19 protein-coding genes are annotated in these 16,935 nt (G+C 63.6%); 9 read left to right on the top strand and 10 right to left on the bottom strand.

The annotated features are described in order from the left end of the window. Positions 1-33: 33 nt before the first annotated feature. Positions 34-879, bottom strand: a complete 846-nt coding sequence (locus E8A46_RS11660) for a hypothetical protein (protein WP_291560631.1) — start codon at positions 877-879, stop codon at positions 34-36. A 395-nt stretch (positions 880-1,274) separates the two neighbouring features. Here E8A46_RS11660 and E8A46_RS11665 point away from each other — a divergent pair, with 395 nt between their 5' ends. Continuing rightward, the gene (locus E8A46_RS11665; RefSeq protein WP_291560633.1) at positions 1,275-1,604 is read left to right on the top strand and encodes a hypothetical protein; all 330 of its coding nucleotides are present in this window, start codon (positions 1,275-1,277) and stop codon (positions 1,602-1,604) included. A gap of 144 nt (positions 1,605-1,748) precedes the next feature. Then, positions 1,749-2,978: a Zn-dependent hydrolase gene (locus E8A46_RS11670; protein WP_291560635.1), complete on the top strand. Its 1,230-nt coding sequence runs from the start codon at positions 1,749-1,751 to the stop codon at positions 2,976-2,978. A gap of 23 nt (positions 2,979-3,001) precedes the next feature. Here E8A46_RS11670 and E8A46_RS11675 read toward each other — a convergent pair whose 3' ends face one another. The 3 genes from E8A46_RS11675 to E8A46_RS11685 all read right to left on the bottom strand — a co-directional run bounded on the left by E8A46_RS11675 (position 3,002) and on the right by E8A46_RS11685 (position 4,520). Continuing rightward, positions 3,002-3,781, bottom strand: coding sequence for an enoyl-CoA hydratase-related protein (locus tag E8A46_RS11675; protein WP_291560637.1), 780 nt, complete (start codon positions 3,779-3,781; stop codon positions 3,002-3,004). 258 nt (positions 3,782-4,039) lie between these two features. Further along, entirely contained in the window at positions 4,040-4,213 is a 174-nt protein-coding gene (locus E8A46_RS11680; RefSeq protein ID WP_291560639.1) for a hypothetical protein, read from the bottom strand. A 49-nt stretch (positions 4,214-4,262) separates the two neighbouring features. Then, positions 4,263-4,520 carry a DUF2061 domain-containing protein gene (locus E8A46_RS11685; protein WP_363251577.1) on the bottom strand — a complete coding sequence of 86 codons (258 nt, stop codon included), beginning with the start codon at positions 4,518-4,520 and terminating at the stop codon, positions 4,263-4,265. A gap of 197 nt (positions 4,521-4,717) precedes the next feature. Between E8A46_RS11685 and E8A46_RS11690 the strand changes: the two genes are divergently transcribed. The 3 genes from E8A46_RS11690 (at position 4,718) to E8A46_RS11700 (ending at position 6,829) form a co-directional block, all read left to right on the top strand. Continuing rightward, the gene (locus E8A46_RS11690) at positions 4,718-4,993 is read left to right on the top strand and encodes a hypothetical protein (protein ID WP_291560641.1); all 276 of its coding nucleotides are present in this window, start codon (positions 4,718-4,720) and stop codon (positions 4,991-4,993) included. An 81-nt stretch (positions 4,994-5,074) separates the two neighbouring features. Next, positions 5,075-6,112, top strand: coding sequence for a PrsW family glutamic-type intramembrane protease (locus tag E8A46_RS11695; RefSeq protein ID WP_291560644.1), 1,038 nt, complete (start codon positions 5,075-5,077; stop codon positions 6,110-6,112). Between the two features lie 144 nt (positions 6,113-6,256). Continuing rightward, positions 6,257-6,829, top strand: coding sequence for an HdeD family acid-resistance protein (locus E8A46_RS11700; RefSeq protein WP_291560646.1), 573 nt, complete (start codon positions 6,257-6,259; stop codon positions 6,827-6,829). A gap of 33 nt (positions 6,830-6,862) precedes the next feature. Here E8A46_RS11700 and E8A46_RS11705 read toward each other — a convergent pair whose 3' ends face one another. The 3 genes from E8A46_RS11705 to epmA are packed head-to-tail and all read right to left on the bottom strand — an operon-like array spanning position 6,863 to position 9,292. Further along, positions 6,863-7,111 (bottom strand): hypothetical protein, encoded by a 249-nt coding sequence (locus E8A46_RS11705; protein WP_291560648.1) that lies wholly within the window; start codon positions 7,109-7,111, stop codon positions 6,863-6,865. Positions 7,112-7,145: 34 nt separating this feature from the next. Then, positions 7,146-8,243: a lysine-2,3-aminomutase-like protein gene (locus E8A46_RS11710; RefSeq protein WP_291560649.1), complete on the bottom strand. Its 1,098-nt coding sequence runs from the start codon at positions 8,241-8,243 to the stop codon at positions 7,146-7,148. Next, on the bottom strand, positions 8,240-9,292 hold the full coding sequence (epmA, locus tag E8A46_RS11715) for an EF-P lysine aminoacylase EpmA (RefSeq protein WP_291560651.1): 1,053 nt from the start codon (positions 9,290-9,292) through the stop codon (positions 8,240-8,242). The genes E8A46_RS11710 and epmA overlap by 4 nt, the downstream gene beginning before the upstream one ends. 126 nt (positions 9,293-9,418) lie before the next feature. Here epmA and efp point away from each other — a divergent pair, with 126 nt between their 5' ends. Further along, positions 9,419-9,985, top strand: coding sequence for an elongation factor P (gene efp / locus E8A46_RS11720; RefSeq protein ID WP_291560653.1), 567 nt, complete (start codon positions 9,419-9,421; stop codon positions 9,983-9,985). Between the two features lie 20 nt (positions 9,986-10,005). Continuing rightward, complete coding sequence (locus E8A46_RS11725) at positions 10,006-11,649, top strand: M23 family peptidase (protein WP_291560655.1); 1,644 nt, start codon at positions 10,006-10,008, stop codon at positions 11,647-11,649. Positions 11,650-11,755: 106 nt separating this feature from the next. Here E8A46_RS11725 and E8A46_RS11730 read toward each other — a convergent pair whose 3' ends face one another. Continuing rightward, positions 11,756-12,211 carry a cupin domain-containing protein gene (locus E8A46_RS11730; RefSeq protein ID WP_291560658.1) on the bottom strand — a complete coding sequence of 152 codons (456 nt, stop codon included), beginning with the start codon at positions 12,209-12,211 and terminating at the stop codon, positions 11,756-11,758. Between the two features lie 87 nt (positions 12,212-12,298). Then, positions 12,299-12,775 carry a carboxymuconolactone decarboxylase family protein gene (locus E8A46_RS11735; RefSeq protein ID WP_291560660.1) on the bottom strand — a complete coding sequence of 159 codons (477 nt, stop codon included), beginning with the start codon at positions 12,773-12,775 and terminating at the stop codon, positions 12,299-12,301. A gap of 50 nt (positions 12,776-12,825) precedes the next feature. Between E8A46_RS11735 and E8A46_RS11740 the strand changes: the two genes are divergently transcribed. Together E8A46_RS11740 and E8A46_RS11745 are read left to right on the top strand one after the other, a co-directional pair. Next, positions 12,826-13,437: a MarR family transcriptional regulator gene (locus E8A46_RS11740; protein WP_291560662.1), complete on the top strand. Its 612-nt coding sequence runs from the start codon at positions 12,826-12,828 to the stop codon at positions 13,435-13,437. A 61-nt stretch (positions 13,438-13,498) separates the two neighbouring features. Continuing rightward, positions 13,499-14,734: a lytic murein transglycosylase gene (locus tag E8A46_RS11745; RefSeq protein WP_291560665.1), complete on the top strand. Its 1,236-nt coding sequence runs from the start codon at positions 13,499-13,501 to the stop codon at positions 14,732-14,734. 157 nt (positions 14,735-14,891) lie between these two features. Here E8A46_RS11745 and recJ read toward each other — a convergent pair whose 3' ends face one another. Next, positions 14,892-16,733, bottom strand: a complete 1,842-nt coding sequence (gene recJ, locus E8A46_RS11750) for a single-stranded-DNA-specific exonuclease RecJ (RefSeq protein ID WP_291560667.1) — start codon at positions 16,731-16,733, stop codon at positions 14,892-14,894. Between the last annotated feature and the right edge of the window lie 202 nt (positions 16,734-16,935).

Consider the following 16,935-nt stretch of genomic DNA (forward strand, 5'->3'; position numbering starts at 1 on the left):
AGACGCCGGCCTGGCCTGAAATAACAACTTCCATTATCGCTCCTGGACCTTCGCAGTCGGCTCCAGTTTCCTCTTTACCTGTTCCCAAAGCAGTCGATCATCTTCATCGTCGGGTACAGGACCTGTGACGGTTTCGATGGCGTCTCGTCCCACCTTCTCATAGATATGGACTTCGATGAAGTCACATTTGTCACTGTCGCGGTCTGCGCCCATTAAAATGGCAGGAAAGTCCTTTTGGTCGGTACTTGCGCTGATTTTTGCGGCGCACTTCGCTTTGGCTAAGCGGGAGCGATTTGGCCACGTGGCACGAAAACCGATTGGTGGCGCAGCGCCCGAATAAACTGAATGGTTTCTGCAGAAAATGAAGGGGTTTTCCTCGAAAACGGATGCGCGATTTGCAATCAATTTTTCGCGTAAGGTAACGCAATATGCCCCGTAATAGGTCATCCCGAGATCATCAAGGCAAAGGGCAGCAACCTGCAGCTTGTCGAAATATATGGGATTGACGGTGTTTTCTGCTGACGTCCTCTGCTCGTCCCAACCGTTGTCTCGTGCGGCAAGGACGCCGTCCCGCACTTGCGAATGAAACGAAGCAAAGAACTGGCTGGCCGAGACTGACCAAGAATGCAGATCGTCCAATCTTCGGTTCATCACAGCGCGGGAAGCTGCGACAGCATTGGTAAATTGATCTAGCGCTTGGGAAGCATTAAGCGCCTGCGCACTGACCTCAGCGTCGTGGATTCTTTTATCTAAGGCCGCGACTTCTTCCGGTTTTTCTGCTCTCCGGACATTCGGAAATCCTGCATCCCACTGACAACTCGGGCAGACCCGTGATTCTTGTGGAATTGAAGCTCCACAGTTTCCGCAGTTAAGCGTCATGCCCTACGCCGGAGGTTGATCAGTGCGTCACACATTGGTTTCCTTCACAATCGCCGGACCTGAATATCCTCAACCAGCAGATGAAGGCAAGCCACCCCTCGCGTCCCGAGGTCGCGACACTTTGCATAAACCGAGCAAACGCCGCGCTGTCGCCTCTACGATTGGGGGTTGTGGCCTCCCTGCTGATGGCCCTTGATGGTGGTAGCACCACGTGGTAGTAACCGCGAAGCAGCAAAGCTGATTTTCGCATATTTTACAGGGTCTTGCTAAAGACTTCGGTCCTTCCGCTAGGGAGCGCCATCGGCTCAAATGGCCCCTGAATTGCCATGGGGTTTTAGCCAAAGTGGCAACCTCGCAAGCTCGGCTGGATTCGGCTTTCGGGGGAGATCGGACGAATGCGCTATCTGGCGATCAGTTTGGCGACCCTGGCAACCTCGGCCCTGACCCTGGCGGGTTGCTCGGTCGGCGCCCTCAATTTGGGAACGAACAATTTCAAGGGCCAACCACTGAGCGCCGCCATTGCCAGGCTGGGCTCGCCGGAGGAACAGCAAACGATTGCGGGACAAAAAACCTACACATGGGTCAGGGGCAACGCCACCTACGAATGCCGAATCCGGGCCACCATGGCCGGCGATGTCATCGACACCTATGAGGGATTCGGCGACGTCAATACTTGCTCCCGATATGGCGCCGCGTCCGGTGGGCTAAAGGGCTATCTGGACTAGCCAATCCCGCCCCAACCAAGCCATCTGCGAGACAGTGGCCGGGTCCGGAGCGTGCGCTCGATCGGCGATCCTGATATGCGTTGTTTTTGATGAACATAGCTGAGCCGGTTGGCAAAATAATCGAAACGCCTGAGGTTAGATGTGATGGCTGACAATCGCTCGCACGCCGATGGCGCCCGGGTCCTTGCGGATCTCAATACGCTGCGCGGCTTCGGCGCCTACAAGACCGGCGTTCACAAGCCGACCTTCTCGCAGCCGCATATGCGCTCGGTGGAATGGCTGGCGCGGCAATTGCCCGAGGCGGCGCTTACGGCCACGATCGACGGCATCGGCAATGTGCTCGGCACCAGTTCGAAACCCGGGCCGAAACTGCTGGCCGGCTCGCATCTCGAAAGCCAGAATCACGCCGGCTGGCTCGATGGGCCGCTTGGCGTCGTCTATGCGCTGGAGGCCGCCCAAATCATCAACGCCGACCCGAACGCCAACGGCGCGGTTGAAGTCGCGGCATGGAGCGACGAGGAAGGACATTTCGGTTCTTTCCTCGGCAGCAGATCCTACGTCGGCGCCGTCACCGAAGCCGACATCGACGCCGCGCGTGACGCCAGCGGCCGAACCATGCGCCAGGCCCTGCGCGATGTGGGTCTGGCCGGCCGGGCGCGCGCCAAGGCCGAACGCGGGCGGCACGTCGGATATCTCGAGGCGCATATCGAGCAAGGCCGGGCACTCGAAAGCGGCGGTCTGTGCATCGGCGTGGTCACCTCCATCGTCGGCATCTGGCAATACCGGATCACCTTCAGCGGCGAGCAGAACCACGCGGGCACCACCCGGATGGCCGATCGCAGGGATGCCGGCCTGGCGCTGGCCCGGTTTTGCGTCGCCATCGACGAGCGGCTTCCCGCGCTGAGCAGTCCACGCTCGGTATGGACCACCGGCCGCATCACCCTCGATCCCGGCGCGCCGAGCATCATTCCGGGACGCGCGGAAATGCTGTTTCAGATGCGCGACGACGACGCGGCCGTGATCGCGCGGCTGGAGGATCTGCTGCAGGGCATGGCGGCGGAGGTCAACGCGCAAGGCCGCTGCAGTGTCGCGATCGAGCGGATTCGCACCGGTGCGCCCGCCATGATGGATGCGCGATTCCAGGACGCCATCGAAGCTGCGAGCGTGCAATTTGCCGGCGGCAAGTCGGTCCGCATGCCCAGCGCCGCCGGTCACGACGCCCAGGTTCTCGCCACCATCATGCCTGCGGGGATGATGTTCGTGCCCTCGATCGGCGGCATCAGCCATCACTGGACCGAAAACACCGCCGATGCCGATATCGTCACCGGCGCGCAGGTCTATGTCGAGGCCTGCCGGCGGCTGCTGGCGGGATGAACACCGGGTGCTGCGCGCCCGGGCTATTTGCCCTTCCAGCGCGGCGGCCGTTTTTCCGCGAAGGCTCTCGGACCTTCGACGTAATCGGCGGACTCCATCATTTCCCTGACCGCGGGATATTCTCTCTGGGCGGCGATCGCCTCGGGCAGCGAGACATTCAATCCATCCATCACCGCCTGTTTTGAGGCGCGGATCGACATCGGGCTGTTCTGGCCAATCTGGGCGGCCCAGCGTTCCGCCGCATTGAGCGCTTGGCCGACCGGAACCACTTCATTGACGAAGCCGAGGTCGAGACCTTCCCGCGCCGAGACGTGCCGGCCGGTCAGGATCATGCCCATCGCGCGCTTCAATCCGATCTGGCGCGGCAGCCGGTGCAGACCGCCGGCGAGAGCCGCAAGGCCGACACGCGGTTCCGGCAGCGCGAACACGGCGTTTTCCGACGCGATGATCAGGTCGCAGGCCAGCGCCATCTCGAAGCCGCCGCCCATCGCCACGCCGTTGACCGCGGCGATGATCGGCTTGTCGCAGTGGAAGCGCATCGTCAGCCCGCCAAACCCGCTCGAATTCCAGCCGCGTTCCCCGCCCGCCGCCTGCCACTTCAGGTCGTTGCCTGCACAGAACGCGCGATCCCCCGCTCCGGTGACGATCGCCAGCCATTGATCGGGATCGGCGGCAAATTCGTTGAACACCTCATGCAATTCGAAATGCGCGGGCTTGTGCAGCGCGTTCATGACGGCCGGCCGGTTGAGGGTCACGACAGTGATGCGACCGGTGTTTTTGACGTCGACAAATTCATAAGTCATGGCGTTTCCCCCTGTTCTTGATGTTGCACCGCATTGGCGCGCGCATTGGACCGAGGCATTTCACCGCCGCGTCCAGCAACCGCTCGGCTTCAAGGTATTCGAACCGGCAATGGCAAGTCCATCAGCAAGGGCTTTGCGTGCGCCGGAGCGCCGCGTTGCGGACTAAACTTTTATTTAGTCAAATGGATCCAGCCGATCTGTCGGGTCTTCCGGCAACCATCGTCATGGGAGAATGCCGACGGCGAATGAAGCCGCTTGTCACTGCGGCTGAATCACATTGCAGTTGGTGCGTCCCGACATCAGGCAATCCTGCATCTTGCTGGCCGCGGTCAGCTCACGGGCCAGCCACAGGCCCACCACGAGCAGCACCACGGCGATCGCCAATCCGGCCATCGCCGGCCGCCGGTTCTCTCCGGGTTCACGTTCACTCATGGCGGAGCCGTCTTCCCATCTCACCTGCCGGTTCGCGTGCCAGCCAGATTCAATTCACCCTGCGACGGCCCCAGGAAATCGCCGCCCAGACCCGCTCGTGGAGGTAATACCACGCGATCTTGGTGACGATCTCAAGCCCGGCGATCGATCCGGCGATCTCGATCTTGCCCGTGAAGAACCAGCTGATCGCGAACGTGTCGAGGGTTCCCAACGTCCGCCAGCTGACGGCTTTGAGAACCGATCTTGTGTGCGTCTCTGCTCCGCGGAATAGAACCACCGGGCGCGCCTCCTCAAGCTTATTGCTCACAACCTAACACGCGACACACGCCGTCCGCCTGCCGATGTCATGCATAGGAGCAAATCATCCATGGACTCGGCGCGCGATTGCGTGCATTTTGCCTGGAGAATTTAGTAAAACTCCTTGATTTGACTAAGTAATCGCGACGCGTGCCGGGATCGCCGATCTTTCGCGGTGTGATTCGATAGGCCACAGAAGGGGTTGAAATGAGACTCTTTGCCCTGCTCGTCGCGCTTTGCGCGATGTCGCCATCCGCCGAGGCCCTGACCTCCGAATGCAAGGCGATCCCCAACGCCGGCGCCAGGCTGGCCTGTTACGACAAGGCCAATTCGCTGCCGGCCTCGGTTGACAAACCGGCTGCGGCGAAACCTGCGGCCGCGATGCCCGCCGCAAAAGCCGACGCCGCCAAATATGTCGATACGATCGGTGCCGAAGATGCGCGGATGAACGCGCAACTGAAGAACATCTGCAGGGGCTGTTGAACGGCTGAAGCCACTGGGTTCGCACGCGGGCGCATTTTGAACGGTGGACAACCCTGAAAAATGGCATATTTGCCATCCTAGATGCTGGTCCTTGAATCCCTTCCGACCGTGATCGGATCGGCCGCGGTGGCACCCGCGCTGCTGATCCTGTGGCTCGTGGTCGCGGCCGGCGAGCGGCCGGAACCCCCGGTCAAGGTTTGGACCGCGTTTCTGCTGGGCGCCGCCAGCATCTTGCTGCTGGGAGCGGCACGCGCGCCAATCATGGCGGTCCTCGCGGCTCCCGAAAATCCCTGGGTTGCGCAGGCGATGCATTCGCTGTTCGCGGTCGCGCTGCCTGAAGAGGCCGTCAAGCTCCTGGTCATCGTCGCGGTTTCGGCGCGGCGCCGGCCATTCGCCGACCCGATGGACACCGTAGTCTACGGTGCGGCGGCCGGGCTTGGCTTTGCAGCCTACGAGAACCTCGCTTATCTGGTGCAGCATGCCGAGATGTGGCAATCGCTGGCCGCGTTGCGCAGCGTCCTGACCGTGCCGTTCCATGGCGCGCTGGGGATTATCGCCGGCGCCTATCTGGCGATCGCGCGCTCCGGCACGGCGCTCGGCGCGCATCGCCATCACCGCGACTGGGCGCGGATCTCAAGCCGGATCCTGGTCCTGTTCGGACCGACGGCGCTGCACGCGGCTTTCGATTTCCCGTTGCTGACCCTGCAGAAAAACCCGGACATCGCCGACGGCGCCCGGATCATGCTCGGATCTGCAAGCGTGCTGATCGGAGCAAGCTCGATCGCATTTGCCGCGCGGCTGGTGCGGCGGGTCGGCCATCATCACGCTCCGCGCACCGAGGTCGCGCGCGAGCGATTGAGCCAGCTGCGGCGAATGTGGGCGTTGCTGGTGGTGGGCGGCGGCGCCGGGTTTGCCGGCTTGACCTTCATGCTGTCGTCGATCCACCATTGGTTGCTCAATCCGGATCGCAACGTGGCGCTCGTTCTCGTTCCCGTCGGCCTTGTCTCGATCGTGGTCGGGATCGCATTGCTGGTGGTCACCACCGCGGTCTATGTTCTCGGCCGCGATCGAATGCGCACGACGTCGCAGGGGTTCTCATCGGTGCCCGGTCAGGGCTGAACGGCATCAGGCAAATCACGGTGCTGCCTGACCTCGCTCCACGCACGAACCAACAAATTTGACCGCCCGCCGCTGACGCGCGCTATATAGTGCCGTCACATTGAGGCGTCACTCTGCGTAGCCAGCAGCACCGGGAGACTTGCAATGACCGTTCCCCAGGACCTCGCCAATCTGCAATCGAAAATGAACGCCGCGGTTCGCGAGCATTGGAAGGCCTTCTTGATCGAGGGCATTCTGCTGGTGATTTTCGGTCTGGCCGCGATCATCGTGCCGCCGCTGGCGAGCCTCGCCGTCACTATCTTGCTGGGCTGGCTGTTCCTGATCAGCGGCATCGTCGGCCTGGCGCTGACGTTCTGGGCGCGGCAGATGCCGGGCTTCTGGTGGTCCCTGATCTCGGCGGTGCTGGCGGTCGGGGCGGGTATCATCCTGCTGGCGATGCCCGTGCAGGGCACGCTTACCCTGACCATCGTGGTCGGCGCCTATTTCCTCGCCGAGGGGGTTGCGACCATCATGTACGCGCTGGAGCACCGCCGCGAGCTCTCGGAGCGCTGGTCATGGCTGCTGGTCTCCGGCATCATGGATCTTTTGATCGCTGCCATCATCATCACGGGATTGCCGGGCACGGCACTCTGGGCGATCGGCCTGCTGGTCGGCATCAATCTGCTGTTCGGCGGCAGTTCCCTGATCGGAATGGCGCTCGCCGCGCGCAAGGGCTGATCCCGCGGCGTCGCGGGACCGCCGCTTAGAAACCTAGCAGCCGCGGCAAATGCTCTTGATCTTGCGATCGAGCGCTGCATCATCGCGGTTGGCCGCATTGTTCGGATTGTTCAGATCCTTCTCGGACGGCACTTGATCGACGCGCGGCTGGCGGTGACCGACCGGGGCCGGCCACGGTCCCTGCTGCTTGTCCGACGATGGATTCTTCGTGCCGGTCTGCGCGGTCGCCATCGAACCGGCCACCAGCAGCAAGAGTGTCGTCGTTACGAATATTACTCGCATCTTGGTCCTCCCATCTCAGAGAATGCGCAGGCGCTTACGACTCCGGGGGATAAAGATGAACGTCACCGCAGTAGTCGACGATACGATAACGCGTTTCGGAGGGTTGTTCACGCTCTGCGCAAAAAGAATTTTCGGCCGACAGATAGCTCGGGCCAACCGGGGACTTGCCGTGGCCGCCGGGAATATCGACCACGTAATCCGGCTGACATAGTCCGGACACCCGTCCCCTCAACCGTCGCATGATTTCCTGGCCGCGTTCCAGCGTCGTTCGCAGGTGCGAAGTCCCGGGCGCGAGGTCCCCATGATGCAGATAATAGGGCTTGATCCGGCATTCGACGAAGCCGCGCATCAGCGCCTCCAGGGTCGCCGGATCATCATTGACGCCGCGCAACAGCACCGACTGGCTGACCATCGGAATGCCGGCGTCGACGATGGCGGCGCAGGCGGCGCGGGCCTTGCCGGTCAACTCCCTGACATGATTGGCGTGCAGCGCGACCCACGTCGTCGCGCCCTTGACCGTCAACGCAGCGATCATCTCGTCGCCGATGCGCGAGGGCTCGGCGACCGGGACCCGTGTATGAATCCGGATGATCCTGACGTGATCGATGCCGGCGAGGTCCGCCATGATCTCGGCGAGCCGTCGCGGCGACAGCATCAGCGGATCGCCGCCGGTCAGGATGACTTCCCATATCTCGGAATGCGCGCGGATATAGGCCAGCGCATTGTCGTAGGCGCCTTGCGAGAGCGCGGAAGCCTTGCCTGGTCCGACCATTTCCCGGCGAAAGCAGAACCGGCAATACACCGCGCAGACGTGAACCAGCTTGAACAGCACCCGGTCCGGATAGCGATGCACGATGCCGGAGACCGGCGAATGCGCGTCATCGCCGATCGGATCGGGATTCTCGCTCGGCTGCGCCACCAATTCCTCGGCGCGCGGAATATATTGCCGCGCGATCGGATCATCGGGATCATCGGGATCGATCAATGCGGCGACATCCGGCGTCACCGCTACCGCATAGCGCGCCGCGACTTTTTCCAGACCGGCAAGATCGGCGACCGACACGAGGCCGTGCGCGACCAGTTCAGTGGGCTCGCGCAAAGTCGCGATCGGCTTGAAATTGATGCTGCTCATGTCTCTCCCGAAGGCGGCGTCCACACCACCTGATCGATCGTCGTCGCCCCGCTCGCCAGCATCACCAGCCGGTCGAAGCCGAGCGCCACGCCGCTTGCTTCGGGCATGCCGGCGACCGCCGCGAGGAAATCCTCGTCCAGCGGATAGCGCTCGCCATAGCGCCGCTGCTTTTCGTCCATCGCCAAAGTGAAACGGTGGCGCTGCTCCTCCGCGTCGGTCAATTCGCCAAATCCGTTGGCCAGTTCGACACCGCAGGCGTAAACTTCAAAACGTTCGGCAACGCGCGGGTCGGACGGTTTGGCGCGCGCCAGCGCGGCTTCCGGGACCGGATACTCGAACAGCAGGGTCAGACGCCCCTGCCCCAAATTTGGCTCGACGTGTTCGACCAGCACCTTGCTGAAGATGTCGGACCAGGTGTCGTCGTCGGTGATCCGCACCCGCTGCCCGGCGGCCGCCGCCAATGTTGCGCGATCGCCCTGCCCGTCCGTGATGGTGGCGAGCAGATCGATACCGGCAAAGCGCTCGAATGCCGCCGCCACCGTCAAAAGCTCCGGCTCGGCAAACGGATCGGCGATGCTGCCGCGAAACGAAAATCGCCCGATCCCGGTCGCCTGCGCGGCATGGGCGATGACCACGATGCTATCGGCCATCACGGCGTCGTAGCTCGCGTTCGCCCGGTACCATTCGAGCATGGTGAATTCGGGCAGATGCAGACGGCCACGCTCGTGATCGCGAAACACGCGGGCAAACTCGAAGATCCTGGTTTCACCGGCAGCCAGCAACTTCTTGCAGGCGAATTCCGGCGAGGTCCGCAAGTACCGCAGCATGCGCTGGCCATCGGCGCCGACAAGCTCCGTGCGCGGCGCATGCAAATGGGTCTCATTGCCCGGCGAGACCTGCAGAATGGCGGTTTCGACCTCGGTAAAGCCCTGCTCGTCGAACCAGGCCCGGGTAGCGCGGGTGATGGCGGTCCGTGCCGCCAAAAAGGGCCTGACATCGGCGTACCGGCCGGCCGACCACCATGGCGAAAGCTGGTCGTCTTTGGCCATTAGTGAGCCCGTAAAACGCTGGCATCGACCGGCAAAATCAGTATGTTGCAGCCCGAAACCGCTTCGCTGGCCGCAGGACGCCCATGTCCGGATTGGTCCCGGGCCAGAATATCAGGAAAAACAGCTTTGAAAGTCATCGCCAGTTCTATTCGCAAGGGCAACGTCATCGAGCAAGACGGCAAGCTTTACGTGGTTCTGACCGCCGAGAACATCCACCCCGGCAAGGGAACTCCGGTCAGCCAGATCGAAATGCGCCGAATCAGCGACGGGGTAAAGATCTCCGAGCGCTATAAGACCACCGACCAGGTGGAGAAGGCGACGATCGAGGACCAGAATTTCAATTATCTCTATAAGGACGCCGACGGCTTCCACTTCATGAACAACGACAATTACGATCAGGTCCAGGTGCCCGAGGACATCATCGGCTCCGCCGCGCCCTACCTGCAGGAGAACATGACGGTGAAGCTTTCGCTTCATGGCCTCATTCCGGTGGCGATCCAGATGCCGCAGCGCGCGACGTTGGAAGTCGTGGAGACCGAGCCGGTCACCAAGGGACAGACCGCGTCGTCGTCCTACAAGCCCGCCATTCTGTCGAACGGGGTTCGCACCAACGTGCCGCCGCATGTCGGCACGGGAACCCGTATTGTGGTGATGACCGAGGACGGGTCTTACGTCGAGCGCGCAAAGGATTAAGCTGGCGGGGCACGCACGCTTTGGCGCCGGGGGGCGACGCATTGGGTACGAAAGCTTTCCGGTTCGTCGCGCTGCTGCTGGCCGCTTTTCCGTTGCTCATCGCCGGCTCCGCCGCTCGCGCTGCCGGCGAATTCAAGACGCCTGCGATTTCGGGAGTGCGCGTCGAATGGAACGCCGCGCTCGATCAGCTCCGGTCCGAGATTGGCACTCAGCCCGCCGTCGCGCCGGCGTTCACATTTCCGGGCCGACGCCGGCTGCCGGCATTTGACCCTCGGTCGATGCCGGCGCTGGTGCAGCTGAATGCGGTGACATCGCAGATCTTCACCGGCATCGGACGCAGCCCGGTGCCGGTGCTGTTGCCATTCGATGCCGCGGCGTTTCTCGACGCCCAACTCAAGGGCGCTCCCAGCCTATCGGTGTCGCACTATCAGGCTGACTTCCGCCCCGTCGACCTGTTCGACGCCGGTTCGGCCGGCTACGACGCGGTGTTTTCGCTCGAGCCCGGCGCTGGCGACGGCATGCCGCAGCGAATCTTTGCCAAACCGGTCGAGGTGCAGATCACCGGCTCGATCCTGACCTATGATCTCGACGATCCCCTCGGCGGCAAGGGCGAACCGGTCAAGTCTTTGGCCGCGCAATTCCCGGACCTGCGTCGCTTCATCCGGGAAGGCTATGTGCGTTATGCCTTCACGCGCTTCGGCGTCCCCTATGTGGTTTCGATCCAGTGTCTCGACAGCACCCCTCGCCCGCGGCGTCTGTCTTGCCGCGAAGCCTACCCGGTCGCCGAGCGGTTCCTGAAGGCGCTGCGCGTCGCCGGCGGCCTGCCGTCGCGACCGCGGACGGACGTCGCTTCCGAGACCGCCGAGCGGCCGCTCGCCGCGTCCTCCGATTTCACCTATCGCCCGCCGGGCGACATCATCGCCAACTCAGGCGCTCGCAAACAGGGCGGCCGCCCCGACTTCGCCTCCTATTCGCAAATCCGGTTTCCGCTGGAACGAACTCCGGCTTTCATCCACTCGCAATCGTTCCGAAACCGCCGGTCTGGCGACAGGCCAATCGACGAGCTGGCGGGTAGCAATTCCAGCTATCCTTGGCGGGATAATTTTTGCGAAGCCCGCAGTTTTAACGTGGGACAGTGCTCTAGCGGTTTTGGCCATCAGGGAGAGGACATCCGCCCGGCGCCCTGCCCGCCCGAAGCTGACGCCGGCAGCTGCGACCCCAAGCAGCAGGCGGTGGTCGCCGCCCGCGACGCTGTCGTGATCCGCTCGCTGAAGCAGCAGGCGGCGACGCTGCAGGTCAATTCCCGTACCGAACATGTTCGCTTCCGCTACATGCATATGAACCCGGCCGCCATGGACGCCGACGGGATTCTGAACGGTCGTCATGTCGGGGAAGGCGAGAAGATCGGCGTCGTTTCCAACTATCTGGACCATCCTAACGGCACCAGCCGCCACCTGCATTTCGACGTGCAGGTGTTCACGCGCGATGGCTGGATCTGGGTTAATCCCTACGTCACGCTGATCTCGGCCTATGAGCGTCTGATCCGCGCACGCGGGCGCGGGATCGGACCCCAGCCCGCCGCTTCAGCCGCCGTGGCCCACGCGCTGCCGGCGGAGGTCAATCATCCCGACGCCCAGGAAGGCGGCGATACTGATCTAAAATAAATTCATTTTTCGTCATGGCCGCGCTTCGTCCCGGCCGGCACAAGGCCGGGCACGACGACCTTCGATATGACGCCCGATTCCATTGGCTGCATGTCGAGTCGGACTCTCAGGAACCGGCCTTGCCGGTATGCCCCCAGGTCTGGTCCCAATCCTGCCCCGCGGCATCGACGACGCGCCCGTCCGCCTCGAAGAACTTGTTGGGAACCTGAAACATCGCGAGCATCAAGCCGCCCTCGGGACACCATGCGACGTGGCGGCTGCCCGGCTCGCGCCAGACGAATTCGCCGGCCCGCGCCTCGATGCCCTTCGCCGGACCTTCCTTGTCGACCAGGTGTCCCTCGAGAACATAGGTCTGCTCGATATTGACGTGCTCGTGGTCGGGCAGCACCGCACCCGGCGCGAACCGCATCAGCGCGGTCATCAGCCCCGTCGTGCGATCGAACAGCAGCGTCTTGGCCTCGCAGCCGGGGAAGCGGGTCTTCTGCCACTCCATGCTCTGCGGACGAACGAGATGTGAATGCGTGTCTGATGTCTCAGAGCCCTTCGGTGTCACGGCGTCCATGGCGATACTCCGTTCCGGTAAACCCGGGGCGATCCTAGCAGCTTCGCTCGCGCACGTCAGCCGCCGCGTCGAGCCCTGCGCCGATCCTCACGCCCCGCTGCGAACCGCCTTTGGCCGCGACGGCGGCGTCCAGCGATAGGCCACGCCGAACCTGTTCCAGACATTGATCGAAGCGATCGCGGAGGTCAGGTAAACCAGTTCCTTCTCGGAGAATTCGGCGCTTGCCTGCGCATAGACCTCATCGCTGACGCCACCGGAAAGCTGCGTCAGCGCCTCGGTCCAGGCCAATGCCGCGCGTTCCCGCGCAGAGAACAATGGCGCCTCGCGCCAAACCACGACGAGGTTGAGCTTGTCGGCGGCAATGCCGAGGCCTTCACCCTGCAGGATGTGAAACTGCACGCAGAACGCGCAGCCATTGATCTGCGAGGCGCGCAGCTTGACCAGTTCGAGCAGCTCCTTGTCGAGGCCGGCTTTCGATGCCGCCTTGCCAAGCGCCGCGACGATCTCATAGGCGTCGGGCGCCAGTTGCCTGAAGTCGTCATATTCACTGCGGGCATGTGACATTCGTATTGCCTGATGTTATCAGTGTACTGACTTATTATAAGAGCACTTATATGGCGCGCAAGACTGGAACTTCGGCAAGGCAAAAGCGGGGGTCAACGCGAAAGGCGCTCGCGCGCAAAACCAAAAAATCCCGAAAATCGCGACCTGCGAAAAAATTCTCCCTGCGCCGGAAAAAATCCGCACGCAATCCCGCTCTCGCCGGTTTCCGCCCGCCGGCCCCGGGTGAGGCCAAACGCGGCGAGAAAGGCTATCTCGGCTATCTCTTGCGGCAGGCCCAGGCCGCGACGCGGCTGACGCTGGAACGCGCGCTCGCCGGTCTCGGCATCACGACGCCGCAATTCGCGGTGCTGACGATGCTCAGGGCCTATCCGGGCCTGTCCGGCGCCGATCTCGCCAGGGTCGCCGTCCTGACCCCGCAAACCGTCGGCGTCATCATCCGCAATCTGGAACGCGACGGCGCAATCCAACAACAGCCGCATCCGGTGCATGGCCGCCTGCTGCAGTGGACGCTGACCCGCCGCGGCGCCAATCTGCTCGACAAAGGCCGGCGTCACGCTATGGCGCTGGAACGGCGGCTGCAGTCCGGGCTTTCCGCGAAATCGCGGCTCACGGTCCGGCGCTGGCTGGCCAAAATTGCCGCAGACCTGCATCAGGGGGCATGATCGGGTTCCAGCAGGCCTAATGGTTTTGCCGCCGCCCTCCCGGCGCCGCTAGAATGCTCCGATGACACAGCGTGATTCTTCGCCCACCGCAACGCGCCGGGCGCTGCTGCGATCCGGCATCGGCGGTGCCGCTATGCTCGCCCTCCCCTTCGCCGCATTGGCGGCGGCGCCGGTCGGCTTCGACAAGTGGCGCGAGCACTTTCGCGCGCGCGCCCACGCCAAAGGCATTTCGGATGCGACATGGACTCGCGTGATGGGCCGCATCGAACCCGACATGTCCGTGTTCAAGGAGATGGGGAACCAGCCGGAATTCAACGAAGATATCTGGCAATACATCAATCGCCGCGTCTCGGACTGGCGCATCATCGCCGGCAAGCAGGCGCTGCGGAAAAACGAGGCGCTGTTCGCGCGGATCGAACAGGATTACGGCGTCGAGCGCGGCACGCTGTTGGCGTTGTGGGGCGTCGAGTCCGCCTACGGCGACCCGCGGGTGCAGCAGAACCACATGCGGCCGGTATTTCCATCGCTGGCCGCGCTCGCCTGGAACGAGCCGCGCCGCCGCGCCTATTGGGAGTCTGAGCTGATCAATGCGCTGCGCATCGTCGATCGCGGCTGGAGTACGCCGGAGGAAATGCGGGGATCGTGGGCCGGCGCGATGGGGCACACCCAGTGGATGCCGGAGGTCTGGCTCAATGTCGGCATCGATTACGATCACGACGGCCGGGTGTCGCCGTTCGGCAAGCCCGACGATGCGCTGGGATCCACCGCGCGCTATCTGGTCAATCGCGGCAAATATCAGCGCGGCGAGCATTGGGGCTTTGAGGTCCGCGCGAATGGCGCCTCCTCCAGGGGCAGCCGCAGCTACGCGCCGTGGGCGAGCGCCGGCGTTTCCCGCGCCGATGGCGAGCCGTTCCCGCAGCCCAATGACTCCGCGCAGCTCTGGACGCCGGTACCGGGCGGACCGAGTTTCCTACTCGGGCCCAATTTCTATTCGGTGCGCAGCTACAACCCCTCGATGAACTATGCGCTCGCGATCTGCCATCTCGGCGACCGCATCCTGGGCGGCCCGCCTTTCATCCAGCCGTTCCCCGGCTCCGAGCGGGCGCTGACGCTGGCCGAGGTCCAGGAAATGCAGGTCCGGTTGACAAAGGCCGGCTTTGACACCGGCGGCACCGACGGCCGCGTCGGCAACGACACCATGCAGGCGGTGAAGGATTATCAGACCAAGATGGGGCTCACGCCAGCCGATGGTTATGGCGGGCTGAAGGTGCTGGCGCGGCTGCGGCAGGGCGGGTAGCACCTCGTCGTCATTGCGAGCGCAAGCGAAGCAATCCAGAGCCACAAGCGAAGAGTGGATTGCTTCGTCGCGGAGCCTGTCATCGGGCGCGCATTCGCGCGACCCGTTGGCTCCCTTGCGCAAACGCTTCGCGTTTGTCGCAGGCAATGACGGCAAGCTACCTGATCAGCGCCGGTCCCTGATCCGGCACGGCGACATCGAGCACGCGCAGCTGCACCCGCTCGGTGCCCTGCCAGCGATCCACCGCGAGCGATCCGGCCACGTGCAGCGGCTGGCCGCGATGCGCGGTCAACGCGTTGCCGAGCTTTTGTCCGATTGATCGGAACGCGATGCCGTTGACGATGGCGCCATCGCCGGATTTGAAGCGCACCCGCAAATGCGCCTGCCCGACTTCATCGGCATAGACCAGTTGATGCGACGGCAGCGCGATCACCGGCTCGGGATTGCCGCTGCCGAACGGCCCGGCGCGATTGAGCGTCGCCGCCAGTTCGGTCGTCACACCGCGCGCGCTGACGGCGCCGTCGATGAAGAGCTCATTGACATGGCGCGAGGCCGCCACGTCGTGGGCGAGCGCGCTTTCCATAAAGGCGCGAAATTCCGCGAGCTTCTCCTTGCGCAAGGTAACGCCCGCGGCCATGGCGTGGCCGCCGCCCTTCAGCAACAGACCGTCATGAACCGCCTGCCGCACCGCCTTGCCGAGATCGACACCGCCGATCGAGCGGCCCGAGCCGGTGCCGATGCCGCCGGGCTCAAGCGCGATGGCAAAGGCGGGCCGCGAGAATTTTTCCTTCAGGCGCGCCGCGACGAGGCCGACCACGCCGGGATGCCAGCCTTCCGACGCGGTGACGATCACCGAGCCCTTGTCCTCCAGCCCGAGCGAAGCCAGCGCTTCGGCTTCGGCCTGCGCCTCCGCCATCTGCTCGATGACGCGGCGTTCGCCGTTCAGCCGGTCGAGCTCGGCGGCGATCCTGGCGGCTTCCGAGACGTCGCCCTCCAACAGCAGCCGCACCCCGAGATCGGCGCGCCCGATCCGGCCGCCGGCGTTGATGCGCGGTCCCAGCATGAAGCCGAGATGCCAGGCCTCGGGCGGACCGTTCAGCCGCGACACATCCATCAGCGCGGTATGGCCGACATGATCGCGGCGCCGCATCGCGATCAGGCCTTTGGCCACGAAGGCGCGATTGAGTCCGGTCAAGGGTGCTACGTCGGCGACGGTGCCGAGCGCGACGTGATGCAGCATGCTCAACAGATCGGGCTCGGGCCTTTCGGCGGTCCAGAACCCGCGGGCGCGCAGCTCGCGATTGACCGCGACCAGCGTCACCAGCACGAGGCCGACCGCCGCGAGGTGGCCGAGGCCCGAGAGGTCATCGGGCCGGTTCGGATTCACCAACGCGTCGACCTCGGGCAATTCATCGCCGCATTGGTGGTGATCGATCACCACCACCGACATTCCGAGCCGGCGGGCTTCCGCCAAAGGCGCGAGGCTGGTGGTGCCGCAATCCACCGTCACCAGCAGCGTGGCGCCCTTGCCGGCGAGCATGCCGATCGCCTCGACATTCGGGCCGTAGCCCTCGAAAATCCGGTCGGGAATATGAATCAAGGGATCGAGCCCGCAATGGCGCAGGTGCCAGGCGAGCAGCGCCGCCGAAGTGGCGCCGTCGACGTCGTAGTCGCCGAAGATCGCGACCTTTTCGTTTTGCGTGGCCGCATCCGCGATGCGTTTGGCGGCGGCTTCCATCTGGGTCACGGTGTAGGGATCCGGCAGCAGTTTGCGGATGGTAGGGTCGAGGAAGTCTTCCACCGCGTCGATCCCGACGTCGCGCCCCGCCAGCACCCGCGCCAGCATCTCCGGCAGTTGATAGCGTTGCGAGATCGCCAGCGCCCGCGCCGCGCCCCGCGCATCGAGCCGGTCGCGCCACAGTTTTCCGGTCAGGGAGTGCGACACCCCGAGAAACGCCGGAGGAGCTTCGACAGGCAAGGCGGATGCGGGAAGCGTCATGATGCTTTCGGAAGATAAGCCCGGCTGTCACGGATTCAATGATTCGAGCGCGCCAGCTTCGACTTATACCCGTCATCCCCGTGTAACGCTGAGTCGGTAGCAACCATTAAAGCACGGCAGGCATTTCAGTCCATGGCGTTCCACGCTGGACGACGGTGTTGGCGTAGATCAGGAGCTTTCTTGCACAGGCAATGAGAGCTGA

The organism is Bradyrhizobium sp. (assembly GCF_004799445.1).
Classification (GTDB): Bacteria; Pseudomonadota; Alphaproteobacteria; order Rhizobiales; family Xanthobacteraceae; genus Bradyrhizobium.

Bases quoted from the DNA above. Each gene is read 5' to 3' on its own strand.
- E8A46_RS11730 (WP_291560658.1), bottom strand. From the start codon at position 12,211: ATGGACGCCGTGACACCGAAGGGCTCTGAGACATCAGACACGCATTCA.
- E8A46_RS11680 (WP_291560639.1), bottom strand. From the start codon at position 4,213: ATGAGTGAACGTGAACCCGGAGAGAACCGGCGGCCGGCGATGGCCGGA.
- E8A46_RS11710 (WP_291560649.1), bottom strand. From the start codon at position 8,243: ATGAGCAGCATCAATTTCAAGCCGATCGCGACTTTGCGCGAGCCCACT.
- E8A46_RS11690 (WP_291560641.1), top strand. From the start codon at position 4,718: ATGAGACTCTTTGCCCTGCTCGTCGCGCTTTGCGCGATGTCGCCATCC.
- E8A46_RS11700 (WP_291560646.1), top strand. From the start codon at position 6,257: ATGACCGTTCCCCAGGACCTCGCCAATCTGCAATCGAAAATGAACGCC.
- E8A46_RS11740 (WP_291560662.1), top strand. From the start codon at position 12,826: ATGGCGCGCAAGACTGGAACTTCGGCAAGGCAAAAGCGGGGGTCAACG.
- E8A46_RS11670 (WP_291560635.1), top strand. From the start codon at position 1,749: ATGGCTGACAATCGCTCGCACGCCGATGGCGCCCGGGTCCTTGCGGAT.
- recJ (WP_291560667.1), bottom strand. From the start codon at position 16,733: ATGACGCTTCCCGCATCCGCCTTGCCTGTCGAAGCTCCTCCGGCGTTT.
- E8A46_RS11665 (WP_291560633.1), top strand. From the start codon at position 1,275: ATGCGCTATCTGGCGATCAGTTTGGCGACCCTGGCAACCTCGGCCCTG.
- E8A46_RS11660 (WP_291560631.1), bottom strand. From the start codon at position 879: ATGACGCTTAACTGCGGAAACTGTGGAGCTTCAATTCCACAAGAATCA.
- E8A46_RS11695 (WP_291560644.1), top strand. From the start codon at position 5,075: ATGCTGGTCCTTGAATCCCTTCCGACCGTGATCGGATCGGCCGCGGTG.
- epmA (WP_291560651.1), bottom strand. From the start codon at position 9,292: ATGGCCAAAGACGACCAGCTTTCGCCATGGTGGTCGGCCGGCCGGTAC.
- E8A46_RS11705 (WP_291560648.1), bottom strand. From the start codon at position 7,111: ATGCGAGTAATATTCGTAACGACGACACTCTTGCTGCTGGTGGCCGGT.
- E8A46_RS11735 (WP_291560660.1), bottom strand. From the start codon at position 12,775: ATGTCACATGCCCGCAGTGAATATGACGACTTCAGGCAACTGGCGCCC.
- E8A46_RS11675 (WP_291560637.1), bottom strand. From the start codon at position 3,781: ATGACTTATGAATTTGTCGACGTCAAAAACACCGGTCGCATCACTGTC.
- E8A46_RS11745 (WP_291560665.1), top strand. From the start codon at position 13,499: ATGACACAGCGTGATTCTTCGCCCACCGCAACGCGCCGGGCGCTGCTG.